Source organism: Fervidibacillus halotolerans (genome assembly GCF_026547205.1).
GTDB classification, from domain to species: domain Bacteria; phylum Bacillota; class Bacilli; order Bacillales; family Caldibacillaceae; genus Fervidibacillus; species Fervidibacillus halotolerans.
Map to the genome: position 1 here is coordinate 955,952 of NZ_CP106877.1, position 15,829 is coordinate 971,780.

At 37.3% G+C, this 15,829-nt stretch carries 14 protein-coding genes, 1 tRNA gene and 1 pseudogene; 11 read left to right on the forward strand and 5 right to left on the reverse strand.

Annotated features, from left to right (window positions below; translation table 11 throughout):
- Positions 1–303: 303 nt before the first annotated feature.
- Positions 304–657, reverse strand: a pseudogene (locus OE105_RS04465) (transposase); the annotation flags it as partial.
- Positions 658–923: 266 nt separating this feature from the next.
- On the opposite strand from OE105_RS04465, the gene OE105_RS04470 reads away from it, so the two are divergent.
- The 4 genes from OE105_RS04470 to OE105_RS04485 all read left to right on the forward strand — a co-directional run bounded on the left by OE105_RS04470 (position 924) and on the right by OE105_RS04485 (position 5,157).
- Positions 924–2,123 (forward strand): phosphoenolpyruvate hydrolase family protein, encoded by a 1,200-nt coding sequence (locus OE105_RS04470; protein WP_275421536.1) that lies wholly within the window; start codon positions 924–926, stop codon positions 2,121–2,123.
- Positions 2,124–2,207: 84 nt separating this feature from the next.
- Positions 2,208–3,437, forward strand: a complete 1,230-nt coding sequence (locus tag OE105_RS04475) for a Tm-1-like ATP-binding domain-containing protein (RefSeq protein WP_275421537.1) — start codon at positions 2,208–2,210, stop codon at positions 3,435–3,437.
- The gene (locus OE105_RS04480) at positions 3,434–4,258 is read left to right on the forward strand and encodes a phosphoenolpyruvate hydrolase family protein (RefSeq protein WP_275421538.1); all 825 of its coding nucleotides are present in this window, start codon (positions 3,434–3,436) and stop codon (positions 4,256–4,258) included. Before OE105_RS04475 ends, OE105_RS04480 begins: the two co-directional genes overlap by 4 nt.
- 176 nt (positions 4,259–4,434) lie before the next feature.
- Complete coding sequence (locus OE105_RS04485; RefSeq protein WP_275421540.1) at positions 4,435–5,157, forward strand: metallophosphoesterase family protein; 723 nt, start codon at positions 4,435–4,437, stop codon at positions 5,155–5,157.
- On the opposite strand, the gene OE105_RS04490 is transcribed toward OE105_RS04485, so the two are convergent.
- A complete protein-coding gene (locus tag OE105_RS04490; RefSeq protein ID WP_275421541.1) occupies positions 5,154–5,768 on the reverse strand; it encodes a TetR/AcrR family transcriptional regulator in 615 nt (204 codons plus the stop codon). The two genes, OE105_RS04485 and OE105_RS04490, sit on opposite strands and share 4 nt — an antisense overlap.
- Before the next feature lie 429 nt (positions 5,769–6,197).
- Here OE105_RS04490 and OE105_RS04495 point away from each other — a divergent pair, with 429 nt between their 5' ends.
- The 3 genes from OE105_RS04495 to psiE all read left to right on the forward strand — a co-directional run bounded on the left by OE105_RS04495 (position 6,198) and on the right by psiE (position 8,816).
- Complete coding sequence (locus OE105_RS04495) at positions 6,198–7,142, forward strand: DUF5692 family protein (RefSeq protein WP_275421542.1); 945 nt, start codon at positions 6,198–6,200, stop codon at positions 7,140–7,142.
- Positions 7,143–7,419: 277 nt separating this feature from the next.
- Positions 7,420–7,872 (forward strand): OsmC family protein, encoded by a 453-nt coding sequence (locus OE105_RS04500; protein WP_275421543.1) that lies wholly within the window; start codon positions 7,420–7,422, stop codon positions 7,870–7,872.
- Positions 7,873–8,345: 473 nt separating this feature from the next.
- Positions 8,346–8,816, forward strand: a complete 471-nt coding sequence (gene psiE, locus OE105_RS04505; protein ID WP_420842570.1) for a phosphate-starvation-inducible protein PsiE — start codon at positions 8,346–8,348, stop codon at positions 8,814–8,816.
- Between the two features lie 480 nt (positions 8,817–9,296).
- Here psiE and OE105_RS04510 read toward each other — a convergent pair whose 3' ends face one another.
- Both OE105_RS04510 and OE105_RS04515 read right to left on the reverse strand, forming a co-directional pair.
- Positions 9,297–9,656, reverse strand: coding sequence for a DUF6843 domain-containing protein (locus tag OE105_RS04510; RefSeq protein WP_275421544.1), 360 nt, complete (start codon positions 9,654–9,656; stop codon positions 9,297–9,299).
- 292 nt (positions 9,657–9,948) lie between these two features.
- Positions 9,949–11,112 carry an IS256 family transposase gene (locus OE105_RS04515; RefSeq protein ID WP_275421545.1) on the reverse strand — a complete coding sequence of 388 codons (1,164 nt, stop codon included), beginning with the start codon at positions 11,110–11,112 and terminating at the stop codon, positions 9,949–9,951.
- A gap of 346 nt (positions 11,113–11,458) precedes the next feature.
- Here OE105_RS04515 and OE105_RS04520 point away from each other — a divergent pair, with 346 nt between their 5' ends.
- A complete protein-coding gene (locus OE105_RS04520) occupies positions 11,459–11,911 on the forward strand; it encodes an OsmC family protein (protein ID WP_275421547.1) in 453 nt (150 codons plus the stop codon).
- A 137-nt stretch (positions 11,912–12,048) separates the two neighbouring features.
- On the opposite strand, the gene OE105_RS04525 is transcribed toward OE105_RS04520, so the two are convergent.
- On the reverse strand, positions 12,049–13,017 hold the full coding sequence (locus tag OE105_RS04525) for a bile acid:sodium symporter family protein (RefSeq protein WP_275421548.1): 969 nt from the start codon (positions 13,015–13,017) through the stop codon (positions 12,049–12,051).
- A gap of 385 nt (positions 13,018–13,402) precedes the next feature.
- On the opposite strand from OE105_RS04525, the gene OE105_RS04530 reads away from it, so the two are divergent.
- The 3 genes from OE105_RS04530 to OE105_RS04540 all read left to right on the forward strand — a co-directional run bounded on the left by OE105_RS04530 (position 13,403) and on the right by OE105_RS04540 (position 15,462).
- Positions 13,403–13,474, forward strand: a tRNA-Gly gene (locus OE105_RS04530).
- Positions 13,475–13,625: 151 nt separating this feature from the next.
- Positions 13,626–14,666, forward strand: coding sequence for a tyrosine-type recombinase/integrase (locus OE105_RS04535; RefSeq protein WP_275421549.1), 1,041 nt, complete (start codon positions 13,626–13,628; stop codon positions 14,664–14,666).
- 19 nt (positions 14,667–14,685) lie between these two features.
- On the forward strand, positions 14,686–15,462 hold the full coding sequence (locus OE105_RS04540; protein ID WP_275421550.1) for a helix-turn-helix domain-containing protein: 777 nt from the start codon (positions 14,686–14,688) through the stop codon (positions 15,460–15,462).
- The last annotated feature ends 367 nt before the right edge of the window (positions 15,463–15,829 follow it).

A 15,829-nucleotide genomic window follows, 5' to 3' on the forward strand; every position in this document is an offset into this window, starting at 1 on the left:
AATGACCCTGTTCCAGTAGATAGGTTATCCTGCTCATTTTAATTGGTAAAACTTCTATTTCTATGTGAAACACAGAGCCACAGCGGTACCTGCTTGTCTTTGACCTTGTGACTCACCTTTGTTCTTGCTGGTTGGGTTTAGGGAACCGGTCAGCGGGAACTTTAAAAAGATCAGTCGTGATACACTCTGTGTGCGGATGGAGTCCCTCACAGGGCATTATTTTCCCACCCGCCAACTTTCACACCACCACGACTGCAAACAAGGTCAAGGATGGCGGATGGGTGTTAGCCCTTAATCTTCTGCCGAGTAGATACTGCGACGTATGGAAGGTGGAAAATCATAAAATGTGAGAATCTGTTTATTGTTCATCACTGATTCAATGACACGTGGATAAGACTTTTCCCACTTGCTTCGCATCCATTTTAAGGCTTCTAAAGCTTCTTCTCGATCTTTTGCTTGGTAGACGGCCTTAAAGTCATCGAGAATGGCTGCTTACTAGAAATGTTTCGAGCGACATGACACAGCACATTTGATGCTTTGCCTTTGGGTAGACACGATGAATGCGATCCGTCATCCCTGAGAGTCCATCCGAAATGAAGAGAAGTACGTTTCTACGCCTCGCTCACATAGGTTTTGGATGAATTCTTCCCATACATGAGGAAAATATAAAAGGAAGATTTCGACGTCGATTGGAGGAAAAGAAATATATGAAACTACGTGCCATAAACGATAGAAGGTTCCTTTTACAAAAAGATATGTAACTGATAAACTATAAATAATATTACAAAGTTCGGAATTTCATCAGTTAAAATAGGGCGAAAATTGTTCGGCGTACATTTGTGGGCGTGCTGGAAGCGAAATTTCACAGCGAAAAACGTCATTTAGATCGTTACGAACAATTCGATAGGTAGGGGTCGAAGTCGATGAACAAAAAGGAAATTAGAAATCGGTTACATAATCAAATGAAAGAAGGAAAACATTTAATCGGTGTGGCTGCTGGTTCTGGTTTAACAGGAAAATATGCCCAAAAGGGGGGAGCGGATTTTTTATTAGCCCTTACTTCTGGACGGTTTCGGCAAATGGGTGTCAGTTCTTCAGCTGGGTATTTACCCATTGCCAATAGTAATGAAAATGTCATGAATTTTGCCGTGAAAGAATTATTGCCACTCAGTAATCAAATACCCGTCATTTTCGGATTAATGGCCAATGATCCTACGATCCATTTACGAAACTATATTTCTACGATTCAAAAAAAGGGATTTTCGGGGATTAATAACTTTCCAACGGTCGGTTTAATCGATGGGAAATTTCGAGAAGCATTGGAAGAACAACATATTTCCTACGCAAAAGAAGTGGAAGCAATCTCCATTGCAAATTCCCTCGGCCTATTTACTGTCGCGTTCGTTTTCAATAAAGATCAAGCCATTCAAATGGTTAAGGCTGGGGCAGATGTGATTTGTGTTCATTTCGGTTTTACAAAAGGGGGCATTTTAGGTCCGAAGCATGTGCGTTCATTACAATCTGCAAAGACGTTAGCGCTAGAGATCTTTGAAGCATGTGAAAAAATCAACTCGAACATTATAAAAATGATTTACGGAGGACCTGTTACAAAGCCGGCCGATGTCCAATTTATGTACAACGGAACGGACATTCACGGCTATATCGGCGGGTCCGTTTTTGAGCGAATCCCCTCCGAACAAATGATTCTCCAAGTGACCAAATCATTTAAGGAAACCGATGAAGTTCAATATGAACAATTGTCCCATTTTATAATGGACGGTTTTACATCAAAGAAAGATTATATTGATTTTATTAAAAATTACATCCGTCTCCATTATGCCGATAACATATCCCTAAACGATTTAGCGGAGTACTTAGGATTGTCTCGATCTTATTTAAGTACATTGTTTAAAGAAGAGGTGGGCACGTCCTTTCGGGATTATTTAATTGAATATCGAATCAACCTAGCCATTGATATTTTAAAAACAAAAATCCTTCCACTTACAACGGTTGCAGAAATGGTCGGTTATCCAGATTATGCCCAATTCAGTAAATTGTTTAAAAAGAAACTAGGCATGTCACCGAAGGAATTTGCTAAAAGAAACAAAAACACAAAAACGTAAAATAAAATAACATGTATTTTCAGAAATGTAAGCGCTATACTAACAATGTATTTAAAATTGGTTGAAACGGAAAGGAGTGGAAGGATGGATAAAACAATCGCTATTTCAGGTACGTTTGATACGAAAGGGCAAGAGTTTTTGTTCGTAAAAGAATTAATTGAATCACTAGGCTTTCGTACTTTTACGATCCACACCGGCGCATTTACGCCCCAATTTGAACCGGATGTGTCAAACCGTGAAGTCGCTTTAGCAGCCGGTCGGGATATTGACGAGGTCGTAAGTCGAAAAGATCGGGCATATGCTACTGACACCTTGGCCAAAGGAATGGAAGTGTTATTGCCGAAACTATACAATGAGGGGAAATTCGACGGCATTATTTCGTTAGGTGGAACAGGAGGTACGGCTATTGCGACGGCTGGGATGCGAAAACTTCCGATCGGTGTACCCAAGGTGATGGTTTCAACCGTTGCATCAGGAAATACGACGCCATATGTCGGATTGAGCGATCTTGTTATGTTCCCATCGATCGTAGATGTAGCTGGGATTAATGCCATTTCAGCAAAAATATTTTCCAATGCGGTTTATGCGATTACAGGTATGTTACAACATGAATTTAAAATGGAAAAGGAGCATAAACCGTTAATTGCAGCGACGATGTTTGGCCTTACGACTCCTTGTGTGAATTATGCGAAAAAGTATTTGGAAGATCGTGGATATGAATTGGTCGTTTTCCATGCGACAGGAATCGGTGGAAAAACGATGGAAAGTTTGATTGAAAATGGATTTTTCGCAGGTGTTTTGGATATAACAACAACCGAATGGGCTGATGAAACTGTGGGTGGCGTTTTAAGAGCAGGTCCGCATCGATTGGAAGCTGCGGGAAAACACGGTGTGCCGCAGGTCGTATCCCTCGGTGCGATCGATATGGTAAATTTCGGTCCGCGGGAAACCGTTCCTTCCAAATTTGCAGGAAGAAACTTTTATCAACATAATCCATCCGTCACACTCATGCGGACGACCGTTGAAGAAAACCGACAAATTGGTGAAACGATTGCGGAAAAATTAAATATGGCAGAAGGTTATACTTCTTTACTTATTCCTTTGAAAGGGCTTTCGGGGTTGGATGCCGAAGGAAAAGCCTTTGAAGGGAAAGATGAGGACAAGATGTTATTTGATACTATTAAGGAAAAAATCGATCGAAATAAGGTGGAAATCATTGAGATCGATGCCCATATTAATGACCAAATCTTTGGTGAAACAGCAGCGAAAAAATTAATTGAACTCATCGAGAAGAAAAGGAGCGAAAAAGGATGATAAAAAGGGAAGAAATATTAAAACGTTTTCGGGAAACCATTGCAAATGGTAATATTTTATTAGGTGTCGGTGCCGGTACAGGAATTACCGCAAAAAGTAGTGAAGCCGGTGGCGCAGATATGTTAATTATTTATAACTCCGGTCGATATCGGATGGCTGGAAGAGGTTCATTAGCCGGATTACTTCCGTATGGGGATGCGAATCAAATCGTCGTTGAAATGGGTCACGAAGTACTTACCGTCGTGAAAGACACACCCGTTCTTGCAGGTGTAAATGGAACGGATCCTTTCCGAGTAATGGACGTATTTTTAAAACAATTGAAAGAACAAGGGTTCAGTGGCGTACAAAACTTCCCGACGGTTGGATTAATCGATGGGGTATTCAGGAAAAACTTGGAAGAAACTGGGATGGGTTATGATTTAGAAGTGGATATGATTCGGAAAGCCCATGAACTCGATATGTTAACGACTCCTTACGTTTTTGATGAAGAACAAGCGAGAAAAATGGCTGAAGCAGGAGCAGACGTTCTCGTTGCCCATATGGGACTAACAACGAAGGGAACAATTGGAGCGAAAACTGCTTTAACATTAGATGATTGTGTTGAACGAATCGAAAAAATCGTGGAAGCTGGTCGCTCTGTAAATCCAGATATTTTAGTAATTGCCCACGGTGGACCGATCGCTGAACCGGAAGATGCGGAATATGTGATTAAACGGGTCGATGGTGTCGTCGGATTCTTTGGAGCATCGAGCATTGAACGCCTAGCTGCAGAAAAGGGAATTCAAGCACAAACGGAAGCTTTTAAAAAGATTAAAAAATAAAAGGAAAAAGAGTATAATCCTTGATTGAAGAGGGTGCCTTGAAATATGGGCACCCTTTGTAATCCATATTTTGTTGCGGGTGAATGATTTTTTACCATCGACCGAATAACCCTTTGAAAATTCCTGCTTTATATGGCAATATGAGATGGTAAAACGTTTGATTTGTGAAAGGAACGATGATTTTGCGAACACTTGTTATAAGCGATATCCATGGTTGTTTCGATGAATTCATGGAACTGTTAGATTTGGTCGAGTATACAGTTGGTAAAGACCGTTTAATCTTGTTAGGGGATTATGTTGACCGTGGACCGAAGAGTAAAGAAGTAGTCCAATATGTGTTGGAATTGGAAAAAAAGGATGAAGTTATTATTTTAAAAGGAAATCACGATGAACGTTTCGTGTCATTAGTAGAAAGGGAAAACCCTACAGTTCGAGAAATGTTTTTCAAATATGGGGGTTATGAAACGTTAAAAAGTTATGTTCCGAATTTTTCAATGGAACATTTCGATGAAGCCGTCGATTTTATTCGGCAGGAATACCGCCATCATATTGAATTTTTAAATCGAACGAAGCTGTATTTTGAAGATGACCATTTTATATACGTTCATGCCGGATTAAATCCGAAATTTAAAGATTGGAAACAGCAACCGGTTCCGGATTTTTATACGATTCGTGAAACATTTCTTCAAGGGACAGTTGATACTGAAAAACGAATTGTCTTTGGACATACAGCAACCCCCTTGATACATGAATCAGGAGATATTTGGATGTCTGGAGAAAAGATAGGGATCGATGGGGGCTGTGTTTTCGGATATCAGTTAAATTGCCTTGAAATCGGAAATGAGGGGAAATTGACCCAATACGAAGTACCTTCCAAACAAAAAAGGTCAAGGATTTAAGTGCCTTGACTCTTTTTATTTTCCATAGCATTTATTAATTGTATAAATTCCGGTAAGCCTTTATCGATCAGCAGTTCGAAAATTTTCATCATATCTTCCACTTTGTTGTCATTGACTTCTAACAAGTATTGAAGGATGACACCGTCGACGGCACCTAATAACCAGGATGAGAGTGCTTTATTTAGCGGGGTATCTTCTAATCCATATAAATTCACTAAAATTTCTTCGATCCCGAGATTCCATTGTTTATATTTCTCTTTCAATTTTTGTTTTAAATCCATATTCCCAGATAAAATTTCATGGGCAAAATGGTGTTGTAAGCGATTTTCTGCGTCTTTATAAAACCGTTCCTTTGTCTTTTGGATGACATCCCTTTTTATTTTTTCTTTATTTTCCACGTGGTTTTTGATTCCTTTAGCGATGCGAATGGAATCGGAAAGGCTTTCGTCAAGAAGATCGTAAAATATCTCCTCTTTATTTTTATAGTAATGATAAATTGCACCGGTGCTCATGCCCGCTTCTTCAGCAATGGCTCGAACGGTTGCCCGATTCGTTCCGTGCTCACTAATCACTTTTTTTGCAGCAAAAAGAATTTTCGATTTTCCGTTCACTATATTATCCTCCTTACTTCACTAGCATACCACAGAGCAAAAAAGAATTGAAATTTAATATTGTAAAAAAATGTACATTGACTAAAATCGTTTTCATGTTTATACTAAGGACATAACGAACGTTCGGTATGTAGTTCATAAGACGAAAAGTAAAAAGAATAAAACATTACTTTAGAAAATAAAAGGTATAGATGTGTTCATTTTTGTAAAGTAGGAACAAATGTGATTCCAATATTTTTATGTTTTTCGATTCGTTTAGCAATTTGTTTTCAACGTCTGAAGTCCCATGTTATGGGAAGAGATTTTTTGCACATAATTGATTTTCTATGTTTATAATTTTTTGTTTGTTTCATTAAAATATGATCAGTATTGAACAATTGTATCAAAATATGCTCAGTAATGAACAATTTATTATAAGGAGGTTTAACCGTGGGTATTTTATATGAATCAACGGATTTAGTTGGATGGGGAATTTGGTTTTTCGTACTATTCTCTTTAATGGCTTTCAATGAATTTAGCCGTACGACGAAATGGGGAGGAATCACACTTTTTCTCATCGTTCCAATCATTTTAACGATTTTTGTTTGGCCTACTACAGCAGCGCCTGGGAATGAATATGGTACGGGTACTTGGTTTAACTGGGTAAAAACGTATTCAGCCCTTGCAGGTTGCCTCGGTTTTATGGCGATTCGATACATTCCGTCGTTAGCAAAAAAGAAATGGGTACTTTGGTTTCCACCGGCAATATTGGCCTTAAATATTTTAGAGGCATGTATTCGAGACTTTCAAGTGTTCGCGTATGGTGTTTGGGAAGGAGCATATATTGATCATCTTTGGGTGATGTCCGGTCCTTGGAATATTATGAATGGAATCGCAGGACTTTTAAATATTATCGTAATTTGTGGATGGACGGGTATTTTCGTTTCCAAAGACAAATCAAAGGACATGATTTGGCCCGATATGATTTGGCCTTGGATTATTGCTTATGATCTATGGAATTTTGCCTATACGTATAATTGTATAGCTGATCATTCATTTTACTGTGGTTTGGCATTATTGCTTTCTTGTACGATTCCGACATTTTTCATCAAAAAAGGTGCATGGCTACAACACCGTGCCCATACCTTAGCCCTTTGGATTATGTTCGTTATGACAGTGCCGGCCTTTGCTGATCGCATTGCACCTGTACCAACTACCCATAATCCAACCGCATTTTTCGTCGTTAGCCTCTTGTCCTTATTGGCGAATAGTGCTTTAGTTGTTTATCAATTTTATCGGATTCGAAAACGAAAACTTCATCCATTAAAAGATGAAATTTATACCGATACAAAAGCGTACAAAAAAGCAATGGAAGAAAATACGGTGGCAGTATAAAAAAGTATGGACGATTTTCGCTATTCGAATGGATGAAAGCGAAGATCGTCCGTTTTTAATTGAACGATTTTTACATTTTTTTGGTACGCATTTTTTTAGAGAAAAAGAGTTACATTACAATTGACTCAGTAAATGAAAAGTATGCTGGAAAATTTGTCTTGTTAAAAATTTAACATATTGTGAACACCTATTGACGGATTATACGTTGGGTGGTATTATTTAATTGTGAAAAGTTGAACAAACATAAACATCATTTTTATGAAAGGAATGGTTATAAATGTCTACAATGGAAACTTTTAAAGCGACAACAAAAATTTTAGAAGGAGGTTTATCGGTAGAATCTTCTTCTCGAAATTTTAAAGTAGTATTAGATGAACCGAAAAGTCTCGGTGGAACAGATAAAGGAATGAATCCCGTTGAACTCGTATTATGTGCATTAGGCGGATGCCAAGGAATTGTGGCAAAGGCCTATGCGAAACATAAAGGAATCGATTTGAAAGATTTCCGGGTTGAATTGGAAGGAGACTTGGATGTAAGAGGATTTAAAGGTGATCCAAACGTTCGTCCGGGATTCCAAGAAATTCGCTTTAAAATGTATATGAAAACCGATGCTTCTCCGGAAAAAGTGAAGGAATTTGCACAATTTATCGAAAACACTTGTCCGGTAGGAGATTCGTTAACCAATGGCGTTTCATTAAAACTAAGTGATGTAGTTGTAGAAAAACCGTAAAACCCCATTAAATTAAGGCTGGTTCCATTAACAGGAATCAGTCTTTTTTCTAAGTTTTCTTAAAAGGAATCCAACCGGTTCAAAAAGGTTTAAGGCTGGACCATTTTAAATCATGATCGGATCCGTTGTAAATATTTACGAGTTCGGAAAAAGCTTGTTTTGAATTTGTGAGAGTAAGGATTTTTTTATGTATTCCCGTCCTTTCTGGTGAATGAATCAATATGTGACATATTTTCTAACATATTTCCAATCATTGAATTTTCTCTTTGTTCCTGTTATCCAAAAAAATGTCCCTGATAATTACAACGGGGTAATTTTCAGAAACAGAATTGATTAAAATTTACAAAATCGTAAAATAAAGAAATGTTCTATTTATACATATTTGGTATGATAATCGTGAAATCGTTCAAATGTATTAACGTTTTTTGTAGGGAAGGAATGAAAATGTATTTTTGGGAAGGGAGCATGAACTATTGAACTGGAAAAAGGACGAGGAACAGTTCGTAAAATCAATTACTGTAATTTTTCAATTTTTGTTGAATATATCACTTATTTTTTTAGCAATCATTTTATCTGTTTTACTGTTTAAAGAGTTATTTGTGTTTGGGAAAATGTTGTTCCTTGGGGATCAGAACGATTACATTGTTTTTTTAGAGAATATTTTAATTTTCTTTTTATATTTTGAGTTTATCACGATGATTGTAAAGTATTTTAAAGAAGAGTATCATTTCCCCCTCAGGTATTTTATTTATGTGGGGATTACGGCCATGGTGCGGTTAATCATTGTCGACCATCAAGATCCATACAGCACCCTTTTGTATGCAGTGGTCATCTTAATCCTTATCATTGGGTATTTCATTATGAATTTAACCCCCCGGGACCGTCCTGAAAGCAGATGGTTTTTTAAACTGCAAAAGAAAGATGTCGAGGGCGACGAAAAATAAATAGTATATTACAATAATTGTCGTCGACCTCCAGGAGTGCAAAAAACCCGGGGGATCGACGACATTTTGTGATTTTTTCACAATCTACAATGATTCTTGATTTATCAATCCTTTTCAACAACTAGTTGTTTATATACACAAGTGATTCAAAAATAAATTACAGTTAATAACTAGTATATAAAACAATCACATATAATAAGTATCCCGTTAAAAGTATTGTAATAAACAGACGACGATCAGTAGAATTTTTTATTATGTATTTTTTTATGAAAAGTCCTGGCAAAGTAATAATTATAAACATAACAAGTGCAAAAAGTAATAAATTACTAGCATTGAATGATTCAATAAAATAGTCAAGAAATATAAATGATATAAAATGTACTATCAAATATAAACCAAAAATTATCATTGCAAATAATATGAATTTTTTCATTTTACCCCTCTAATTTAAAAATAATATTGGTAATAAAAGCCGACGATCTATTTATTTTGAAAAATTCTTCTTGCAACCCCACTAATATGCGTACAATATTCTTCTTTTACACCGATTTTTTCATAATAGTATTTTCCAACATCATAAACATAACCTTCTCCTAAAGAACTGAAGGTTATTTCTTCCTTATCCATTAATCTGTCTCCAGAATAATAATTGGCTTGATAAAATCCCGAAGAATCCCTTCCTTCCCAGCCGAAATCTGGAGGAGACGATGTTAATAAGATTCCATCTTCATTAAAATGGTAATCAATTACTCCGTCCTTTAATGTTAAAGGAGGTTCACTTTCTACATTGTAAAATACATACGCACATCCTTGGAAACCCTCTGGTAAATAGTAATTCATTACTTTTATGTTTTCTTTTTTAGGAAGGAGTAAAATTAAAGAAAAAAGGATAATGGAAACACCAACAAAAATACTTTTTTTTCATTTTCCTCATCTTAATCACTTCCTTGCAAACAATATTTTACTATTTTCGGTACCGTCAAGAATTTTGTGTAAGATCCTATAGAGTATCCTCAGATTATGCTTTATTTGATAATAAATTCATTTATCTGTTTCCCACTAGGAGACTGAATATTCAGTCTCCTAGTGGGAAACGCACGCCTCTTCGAATATCTTTATATACTTACAAATTTTAGTATCTTTCTTCGAACATTTCTTGCAGGGCTTGATAGGCGTTTGAAAAACCTCGTAATTTTCGATTCGACCATTTTTCATTAAACTCTTGTATGGTCAAATACGTGATTTTCTCCGCAGCTTCTATACTTGAAAGACTGTTCATCGTCTTTAGTCGTTTACGTATGTCTTTAATGGTTCTTTCAATCGCGTTTGTCGTGTATATGACACTGCGTATGCTTAGTGGATATTTCATAAACGTGAGTAGAACGTCTAAATCTTTTTCCCATGATTGTACTTCTCTTGCGTATTTTTTGGACCACTTTTTCTCGAATTCATGAAATGCTTGTATCGCAGCTTCTTTTGTCGTGGCACGATAAATGAGCTTTAAATCTTCTGTCACTTCTATTTGGTCTTTCTTTCTGACTTTATTTAATGTATTTCTGACTTTGTGTACGACACATCGTTGTACATCGGCTTTTGGATAGACAGATTTAAAAGCTTCTTCTAAGCCATTAAGACCATCAAACACACCAAGTAATACTTCTTTTACTCCGCGCTGATATAAATCTTGAAGAATTTCTTGCCATCCAAGAGCGCTTTCTTGACCTCCAACATAGAAGCCTAATATTTCTCGATAACCATCCTCATTGACTCCAAGGACGATATAAATGACTTCCTTCGCATACGTATCACGACGGACTTTTATATATAAGCCATCTAGGTAAAGGACAGAATAACGCTTATTGAGTGGACGTTGTTGCCATTTTCGAATGTCTTCTATTGTCGCATCTGTAATATTGCTTATCGTGGTTGGGGAGTAACTGGAACCGAGAATTCGTTCGATAAATTTACCGATTTCTCGAGTGCTCATCCCACTTTGGTACATTTTAATAATCGCTTCTTCAAGCCAACCATCGCGACGTTGATAAGGTTCAAATAGTTGGGTTTGAAAATCCCCATTTCGATCTCGTGGAACATAAAGTTGATCAATTTTTCCATACTTCGTATCCAAAGAACGGGTGTAATACCCATTTCTGGAGTTATGAACTTCTTTCTGTTCCACTTCTAAAAAGTTTTTGATTTCTTCTTTCATGATGAGCTCTAATTTTTCTTTTACAAACTCACGAATCAAATTTTCTAGTTGATTTGCGAAGTCAAAGTTAGGTATACTACTAGACATAGGTAGGGTCATCCTTTCTCAATTTGTTTGGTTGCAAATCTGAGAATACCCTACCTTTTTTCTTTTGGTCTAGCAAAATGCTTTACACAAAATTTTATACATCATCCTATTTTCCTTTATTATAACAAATTTAAATTATAATTTATAAAAAATGTTATGATAATTTATTTTAACAATTTTTTTTGGAATTTTTTTATGGACAAAAAAGAAAGCAAATTAAATCTGAAAAGTTTCCCATTTATCCTGCAAAAAATGCGTTTAACCATCCAGAAGTCATTTCCTTTTTCTTCCTTATAAGTTTTCGTTATAGTAAACAATAGTACAATAGAAAAAGAGGTGTTTGAAAATGAATCAACCATTAGTAACGTTACGAGTGAAGGGGAAGGTTGAATCAGGAATTACAAATACGATTCAAGTGCGAAATTTGGCACCCGTATTGATTGATGAACCGATACGCCTTGGTGGGAAGGATCAAGGTCCGAATCCGTTGGAGTATTTGCTTGCAACTTTAGGAGCCTGTGCGACCATTATTGCTCATGATGTGGCAAAGGAACAACAATTCACATATAAACGAATCGATTACTCCGTGAGTGGAAAACTCGATCCCCGTGGTTATAAAGGGGTTGAAGGAGTCAAAACGTATTTCCAATCTATCCGTCTCGATGTTTTTGTCGAAACGGATGAAAATGAAGAGGCGTTACAACGGGTGGCAGAAATTTCTGAGGGGAGATGTCCCATTTACAATTTATTGAAAGATGCAGGTGTGGAAATCGAATCGAATTGGGTGAAAAAACAATAATTTCGAAATGGATAAATTCATCGAATACGATTGGTGATGAACGAATTAGACGAGTAAAGAAAGGTCTAGACCCATTTACGGTTTAGACCTTTTTACAAAATGCCTTTAGGAAGGCTGCCTCTCGATGAAAGGACTTGTTACGCAATTAGTTCTTCATTATTTATAGATTCCTTTTCATTAACCGAATCGAGAATCATCGCAAAAATGGAAGCAATCATTTGTTGAAACAACATGCTGACAACGATCGGTAAAACGACTGGAGACGGGAAAAATGTGATGGCAATTACGGCACCTGCACTCACATTTCTCATCCCACCCCCAAAGGTTAGGGAAACGAGGGAACGTTTCGGAAACTGCAAAACTTTCCCAATAATAAAAGAAAGGAAATAACCGATAAATGTGACGAAAATCACAACTATCATGATATAAACGAGTTCCCAGTTGAAGGTTTGAAAAAAAGGAGCCACTTCCGCACCGTTTAATAACATTACTCCACAGAGGAACAACTTTGAAATCGGTGATAATCGGGGTTTCCAAACTTTTCCGCTATTCCCCTTTGTAAATTCATTGAAAAGGAGAGCGATAATGGAAGGAAAAACGATCATAAAAAGTAGGGATGACATCATTTGCCAAAGATCCAACGCCACGTCTTGACCGACCAAAATCGATAAACTAAGTGGCACGAGAAAAGGGGCTAATAAAGCATCGATGATAATCACTGAAAGGGTTAAAGCTTGATTTCCCTTTTTCATCGAAACCCAAATAAAACTTGTAATCCCTGTTGGTATTACCATGCTTAAAATTAAACCAGTCATCGTTTCTGAATCCTCTGGGAAAGTGAGTTGGGCAATGCCCCAAGTTAACATCGGCATTATGATATGAAGAAAACTTAAAATAATAAAAACTGGTAGGGGTTGACGGACCGCTTCTTTTAAATCCCGAAAATTTAGGCTCAAGCTTCCTTCAAAAGTCATAAAAGCAAAGAGACAAGGAATTAAATATGTAAAATCTTTCACATAACTAGTGAGAAAGATTCCGAGGATAACGCTAAATGGTGCAATAAAAGGGATGGATCTTTCAAAATTTCGATTCAAATTTTGTAGCATAAATGTACTCCTTCTATTTTAGACAATGATACAACCACTTTACTCTCCATAAAAGGTGCTGTCAATCTTAAAATAATTTACCGGAATTTTAATAAGAAAACTACCTTGTTGTAAAGAGCCAGTAGATGGAAGGTTGGAGAAAAATTCATGACAATTGATCATTGATGAGTCGATCAGAAAAAGTAATGAAAAGGAATTGTGAAAATGGTGATTATCAACATTTCGTATATCCGATTGTTTTTGAATATATAAAGAAAAGGATTTTTAAAAAATAGAATGACAAATATGTGAAATTATGGAAAAACTGTAAATGGTCGAATAAACCCCTTGACCGAAGAAAAAGGTAGTTGTAATATGAATATTGTAAAAACAATGATTTATTTGTGCGGAAGTAGTTTAGTGGTAGAACACCACCTTCCCAAGGTGGGGGTCGCGGGTTCGAGTCCCGTCTTCCGCTTAAAAGTCGGTAGAAACGGCGTAATGACGCTATTTCTACCGATTTTTTTATGCGTTGATTTAACCGCTGACTTGCCCCTTTGGGTGCGGCATAGCGCAATACTGGCATGGCGTCGGTTATTCCGTAAAAACAGGCGGAAGGAGTGCCGACGATGACAAAAAAGCGCCGCAAAGTTAACCGCAATATTGGAGAAACCTCGGACAACCTCGACGTACTTTTCAAAAAATTCCTTGAAATTAAAAAGGCGGAAGGACGCGCTGAAAAAACAATTAACCAGTATATCGAAAACTACCGGTATTTTTCGGAGTATTTAGAAAAGCGCAATATACCACGCCTAATGTCCAAGATGAATAAAGACGTAATGCGCGGCTATATCGTGTATATGCAAAATGAAATCATCAAATTTGAAGATCATCGGTTTGTACTCGACAAATATAAAACGGTTGGACTATCGCCAACAACGATAAATACACGATTAAAAACATTACGCGTAATGTTTAAATGTTTGCAAGACGAGCGATTAATTACAAAAAATCCGATGGACGGAGTTAAAAACTTAAGAGATCAAGAAAAGGAAATTGTCGTATTAAGCGCCGACGAATTAAAACGATTACTATATTCGCTTAATCAACGTAAATACACCGAATTTCGCGACTATGTACTTACAATGTTGCTACTCGACAGCATGATGAGAATAAGCGAAGCAACCGGTTTAAAAACGACGAATTTTGATTATGCAACGCGAACGGTCGTTGTTCCAGCACACGCCGCCAAAAACCGCAAGGCGCGAATTATCCCAATTCAAGAAAAGACGGCGCGCTTACTGCGGGAATTGATTGCAGAGAATCAAACGGACTTTGATAGCGAATACATCTTTTTGACAAATAACGGAAGTAAAATGCAGCCGTCGCATTACAGACAACGTTTAACAAGATATGCGGAACGTGTCGGTATTCAGAAAAAAGTACATCCGCATTTAATACGACATACAGCCGCGACAATGTTTCTCGAAAATGGCGGCGACATTCGTCATTTGCAAAAATTGCTCGGTCATAGTGATATGCGGATGGTGCAAAGGTACACGCATTTATCGAATAAAGCGCTGATTGAACAGCACGAGAAATATTCCGCGCTAAATAACGTCATGAGCAATCTAAATAAGCCGCGAAAAATTAAACGGTCAAACATTTAAACAAACAGGGGCGTTGATTATGTACTATTTAAGCGAATACCAAACTTTCAACAATAAAGACGAATTAAATACAGCGGTTAAAAGTCACCTTGCACGCCATAAATTTGATTTAACCGACACAGAAAAGCTGACGTTGCGCACTATCGCACGATACGCGGTCAAATATCCCGGTGCGGCGCATTTAAAAGCGGCTACTATTGCGGACTTGATCGGCAAGAGCGAAAAAACCGCCCGACGTGCCATAAACAAGTTGGTTAAATTCGGAATTATCCGCAAAGTTGAAACGATACGCAAAGTAACCGGAGGTAAGGGCGCCAACATTCTTCAAATTTTACCGCCTACTAATGACCATACGGACACGTCCAATCGGAAAGAATCGAAAAATAGCGACGTTGCAACGGTTAAAGCGTCAAATTCCGCAAATGAACCTAGTAACTCTATTAAGCAAAACATTAATACAATAGCTACTGAGGAAACCGCAAATGGCGCATTAAAGCGTTCAATTCCAGCCGAATTGTACAACGCATTAAAACCGTACTTCAATGATCGCGATATGTATAAAGCCGTCGGTATCTTGTGGCGCGCAAAGGCGTCAATTGACCGCAACATTACGTTTGAACAACATTCCAGCGTCTATGTTGACACATTTAAGAACGTCATATTCCATTACAAGCGAGGCAAAGTGCGGAATTTGTTCGCCTATTTATACGGTGCATGGCGTCAAGTAGCGATTGAAATTAAACGCAGGTTGACGCTGGCGGAAAGCGACTTGTTTTATAACTGGTTGGACGCTTAATTCGCTTTAGTGCGCTAAAATGTGTGCGCTTATTCGGACAAATCGCCAAAAAGTGTGCGCTTATTCGGACAAATTCGATACCCGAAATAAATCTATATATTGAGTATATTGCGTTATTTTTCGCTAAATGAACGCTATATATTGTGTTTAATCGTCGGTATTTACTGCGATATATGCGAAATTATATCTTAATCTTTGTTACTTGGTTTTAGCGGTAAGAAAACTGAATGACCATTCATCGGTAAATTCGCGGAAAAAATACGGGGTTCATCGGTAAATTCGCGGAAAGTGATTTTCGGGGGTTTTTCGCCGTTTTTCTTCGATTTGCTCCGTTTTTCTCCGTTTTTCTTACGTGCAGGAAACGACT

Excerpts from the sequence above, each read along its gene's own strand:
- OE105_RS04470 (WP_275421536.1), top strand. The coding sequence starts at position 924 with ATGAACAAAAAGGAAATTAGAAATCGGTTACATAATCAAATGAAAGAA.
- OE105_RS04475 (WP_275421537.1), top strand. The coding sequence starts at position 2,208 with ATGGATAAAACAATCGCTATTTCAGGTACGTTTGATACGAAAGGGCAA.
- OE105_RS04480 (WP_275421538.1), top strand. The coding sequence starts at position 3,434 with ATGATAAAAAGGGAAGAAATATTAAAACGTTTTCGGGAAACCATTGCA.
- OE105_RS04485 (WP_275421540.1), top strand. The coding sequence starts at position 4,435 with ATGATTTTGCGAACACTTGTTATAAGCGATATCCATGGTTGTTTCGAT.
- OE105_RS04500 (WP_275421543.1), top strand. The coding sequence starts at position 7,420 with ATGTCTACAATGGAAACTTTTAAAGCGACAACAAAAATTTTAGAAGGA.
- OE105_RS04510 (WP_275421544.1), bottom strand. The coding sequence starts at position 9,656 with ATGAATTACTATTTACCAGAGGGTTTCCAAGGATGTGCGTATGTATTT.
- OE105_RS04515 (WP_275421545.1), bottom strand. The coding sequence starts at position 11,112 with ATGTCTAGTAGTATACCTAACTTTGACTTCGCAAATCAACTAGAAAAT.
- OE105_RS04520 (WP_275421547.1), top strand. The coding sequence starts at position 11,459 with ATGAATCAACCATTAGTAACGTTACGAGTGAAGGGGAAGGTTGAATCA.
- OE105_RS04525 (WP_275421548.1), bottom strand. The coding sequence starts at position 13,017 with ATGCTACAAAATTTGAATCGAAATTTTGAAAGATCCATCCCTTTTATT.
- OE105_RS04535 (WP_275421549.1), top strand. The coding sequence starts at position 13,626 with ATGACAAAAAAGCGCCGCAAAGTTAACCGCAATATTGGAGAAACCTCG.
- OE105_RS04540 (WP_275421550.1), top strand. The coding sequence starts at position 14,686 with ATGTACTATTTAAGCGAATACCAAACTTTCAACAATAAAGACGAATTA.